The sequence below is a fragment of the Polaromonas sp. P1_E3 genome (assembly GCF_056405935.1).
The window spans coordinates 1-3641 of sequence record NZ_JBFUBD010000277.1 but is presented as its reverse complement, the minus strand read 5'-3'; the positions used below and the strand labels follow the sequence as shown (position 1 = coordinate 3641).

Genomic DNA, 3641 nt, shown 5'->3' with positions numbered 1-3641 from the left:
CACCACCATCAGCGCTGCATCACCTTCGGCGTCGGCCAGCCCGACCAGCGCCGCTTCTGCGCCGACGATGTCGCCGGCCGCAATCAGGCTTTGGGTTTTTTCGATCAGGGCGAGATGCGTTGTCATCAGTTTTTTACCTTCCAGTTCATGCTTGCTTGCGTCAGTCTTTGGCGTCAAAGCCCTGCTGGACCAGCCAGTCGGAACCTGCCTCGTGGCGTGCCCGGGCATCGGCGCTTTGCTCACGATCGTCATCGCCCTCAAACATCACCGGGGCGCCGTCGCCGTTCTCATCACCGTCTTCGTCGCCATGGCCGTCGTCGCCATCCTCATCTTCTTCGGCGTTCACCAGTGACGCGGCCACCGGCAGACCGGCCATATATTCCAGCCCCGCGGTCAGCGTCAAAAATTTGTCTCCGCCGGGCGCCTGCAAAACGATGTGCGCCAGGTCCTGGGCCCAGGGCGCCAGCACAAAGCCATCCGCCAGGCTGCTCCAGGCCGGAAAGCCATCGGCGTCGTGGCTATCGTGGGTGAGCAGATGGTCCATCACGGTTTTTTCCGTGAAATCAAACCCCTGGTGAAACACCACCGCCACCATCTCGGGGCTGGTGTCCATCATCTGGACCAGAAAAGCCATCTCCTGCCGTTTGCCGGCCAGGCGCTGGTGCAACACGTCGCGCCCCTCGGAGTCGAATCGCAGGTCATCCATCTCGGACTGGTAGGCCGAACGCAGGTCAAGGAAGTAAGGGGAGACGCTCATGCTGACGGGTTTTTCATGGGTGTTCTTCTTTGGTCAGCAAGGGTCACAGTAGCGGGTTGAGATAGTCAGTCCAGATGGCACGCGCCGTGTCTATCGGGCTGTCGAGCAGGTTGCGGCGGCGGTTGTCGTCATAGGCCTGGCGCTTGTCCGCATCCGACAGCACCTCATAAGCCTGCTGCACCGCCCTGAAACGCTCGGGCGCCTCGGGGCTGGCATTTTTGTCTGGGTGCCAGAAGGAAGCCTTCAGGCGAAAAGCTTTTTTGACATCGGCCAGTGTTGCGGCACTGTCCAGCCCGAGGGCGGTGTAGTGATCAGTCATGCGAAGGTGGCTGTGTCCTGGACCGCAGGCAGGGAGCTGCACGGCATGTTGAAGGGCTCACGAGGTGAGGGGATACGCCTGCGCGCGGGGCGGGGGGATCAAGGATTATGCCTGTCTGGTGCTGTGGGGGGCTGGTGGATGACCTTGTCCCCCTGATGTCGGCCAACTCCGCCCCACTATCTTTATTCGTCGGTCAACGCTACGCTAGACCTCAAGCACAACGAAAGGGAGGATCTATGGGTTTTCTGGATGGGATGCTGGGCAACGCGTCTAAGGTCGACGCTGCCAAAATTCAACAGGAGTTCAGCCAAGTCCTGGCGCCGGGCGAAGAGGTCGAACAAGCCTATCAGCTCATTCGGGACTACTTCGTGTTTACGAACAAGCGCCTTGTGTTAGTGGACAAGCAGGGCATCACCGGAAGCAAGGTGGAATACCACTCCATCCCCTACAAGAGCATTACGCATTTCAGTGTGGAGACCGCTGGACACTTCGATTTGGACGCCGAGCTTAAGATTTGGATTTCCGGAACGACCGCACCGATCCAGAAGCAGTTCAACAAGAAGCTGAGCATCTATGAGGTGCAGAGCGTTCTTGCCGGCTATGTTCTGCGATAAGACGTCTACCCCTCCAACGCTGACAGGGTGAAGTAAATGGATTGCTTGCGGGGTTTGGTCCCTTATTTATCGACCTGATCGAAACTCAAAATGGGCAATAAGTCTTTTAATAACAAGCACTTGGGTGGTTTTTCGGTGGCCAAGTTATACCGYAGGCGCGATGYTATRCCGCAGAYCTTGCGGTATACATTACGTTAGCAGGCCATGGCGTTCTTTTATCTCGGTGCACTCGCGCTGCTTCTTTTAGCTGTGGTCGGTCTCACCTATGCAGCGACCAGAGTATTGGGTTGGGGATTCGCTTCGACCGATGGTGGTGCCAAGCCGGGTGCTGGCCGAAAGGTGGTCGCCATTGCTCTCGCTCTCCTCGTGACCTTCCCGTTGTCGTACCCGTTCGTCCGCGATGCCTATCGGAATGCGCTATGCAATGCCGAGTCTGGGGTCCAGGTTTTTGTGCCGGCTACCGACTGGACTCCGAAACCCAACTCCGGGGACAAGAGGGACGTTTCAATGATGGTGGGCGACGCGGTTCGTTTCTTCGTGGCGCCTGGGCTCGCGGAGGACTACAGTCGAAGTTCCAGAGGGTTCGGAGTCTACGAGTTGACCTATTCGTTCATAGACTCTTCTTCGGGCGCCAAACTAGCCACGGTGACTCGATTTCATGCCGGGTCGATGGGGCGGTCGGTTTTTGATGTCGGCTTGTCGCAGGCAGCTACTTGCTCACCAGGCCAATATCTCCTCATTCGGAAGCAATATGTGTCTAGAGCTCAATAAGCATTGGGAAAAGCCTGCTAACTTGTCAATCGACGCGGACCCACAACAGCAGGAGGCGGCTTTGCCGCTTGTGTTGGTGGTCCGGTCATTTTTACGTTATGCCGCGTGAACCGACGCGCCGAGACTATGCGCTGCTCGCCGCGGTGTTCGGTGGGTTCGTTCTCGCCATTGTGGTCGGCTTGGCTTCGCGTGATCTCGATCGCATACTTGGCGCGGTTCTCTTGGCTGTCGGTGTGACAGCGGCTATTTGCGCCGAACGACTGTCCACGGCTAAGGCCGCCTTGGGCGAGCGCGTACCTCTTTGGCCTGGAAGGAACACGCTTCGCCCGTTGACGGTGCGGCTGTGGGGTTTCGCTGTTGCAATCCTGGGCGTCTTCATGATCGTTGGAATCTGAACCATGAACTGGGCCGCGCGGCATACAGGTCGGTCGACTCGGATACGTTGCGCCCAGGCGCCGCGAGGTGCAGGATATCCAACGGCGCCTCGCGGCGCCTGGACGCAACGTGCCGGTCACCTTTACGTTAAACCCCATGAAACATGATGCGCGGTAACTTTCCCCCCACGGTGGCGGAGCGCCGCCGCGTTGCCTGGCACGCCATCCTGGCTCTTGCCGGTTGCTTCCCTCTTGCCGCATGCGGGCCCCAAGTTATTGGCCAGCCTAAGCCTCCGCCAGAGTTCGGGGCGCGTAAGACCAAGCTGGTTGGCTGCCCTTCGGTGGAAGGGCTCTATGCATGGCCGCCGGTTGACGGCGAGTACGCGAAAGGGATGGCAACGAACATCCGGCCTTGGGACGGTGGACGGCCGGTGCCGGTGTCGCGCGCCAGGATGCAGATCAAGGTGGAGCAGACAGGCTCGCGCATAACGATGCGCTCACTTTCCATCGACCCCCCCGGCGTGAAAACGCGGGCGCCCGTCTGGACTCATGTCGAATACGACAGTGCAAAGTTCAAATGCAAGGCCGACATGCTGGAGTTCGAGGAGGTCGAGTATGACGACACTTTCAACTCCGGCAACAAACATGCGCGGCGCGGCTTCGCCCTGGCGCGGCTGGAGGACGGTTCACTGGCCGTTGGCATCAAGACCACCACGACCGATGGTGGGAGCTATATTTTCTCTTATGACAGTGCAAGGATTGGTCATATCAGCCCCCATGACAAAGTTTTCTGGGCATGGTCGAAG

General features: G+C 58.8%; 4 protein-coding genes. 2 read left to right on the top strand and 2 right to left on the bottom strand.

Annotated elements, in window-relative coordinates:
- Positions 1-160: 160 nt before the first annotated feature.
- Entirely contained in the window at positions 161-757 is a 597-nt protein-coding gene (locus AC1D0Z_RS17715) for a hypothetical protein (RefSeq protein WP_477659514.1), read from the bottom strand.
- Between the two features lie 43 nt (positions 758-800).
- Positions 801-1076, bottom strand: coding sequence for a DnaJ domain-containing protein (locus AC1D0Z_RS17710; RefSeq protein WP_477659513.1), 276 nt, complete (start codon positions 1074-1076; stop codon positions 801-803).
- A 236-nt stretch (positions 1077-1312) separates the two neighbouring features.
- Here AC1D0Z_RS17710 and AC1D0Z_RS17705 point away from each other — a divergent pair, with 236 nt between their 5' ends.
- Positions 1313-1690: a PH domain-containing protein gene (locus AC1D0Z_RS17705; RefSeq protein WP_477659512.1), complete on the top strand. Its 378-nt coding sequence runs from the start codon at positions 1313-1315 to the stop codon at positions 1688-1690.
- 1309 nt (positions 1691-2999) lie between these two features.
- Positions 3000-3641, top strand: a 642-nt coding sequence (locus AC1D0Z_RS17700) for a hypothetical protein (protein WP_477659511.1), incomplete at its 3' end; no start/stop codon positions are given.

Bases quoted from the DNA above. Each gene is read 5' to 3' on its own strand.
- AC1D0Z_RS17715 (WP_477659514.1), bottom strand. From the start codon at position 757: ATGAGCGTCTCCCCTTACTTCCTTGACCTGCGTTCGGCCTACCAGTCC.
- AC1D0Z_RS17710 (WP_477659513.1), bottom strand. From the start codon at position 1,076: ATGACTGATCACTACACCGCCCTCGGGCTGGACAGTGCCGCAACACTG.
- AC1D0Z_RS17705 (WP_477659512.1), top strand. From the start codon at position 1,313: ATGGGTTTTCTGGATGGGATGCTGGGCAACGCGTCTAAGGTCGACGCT.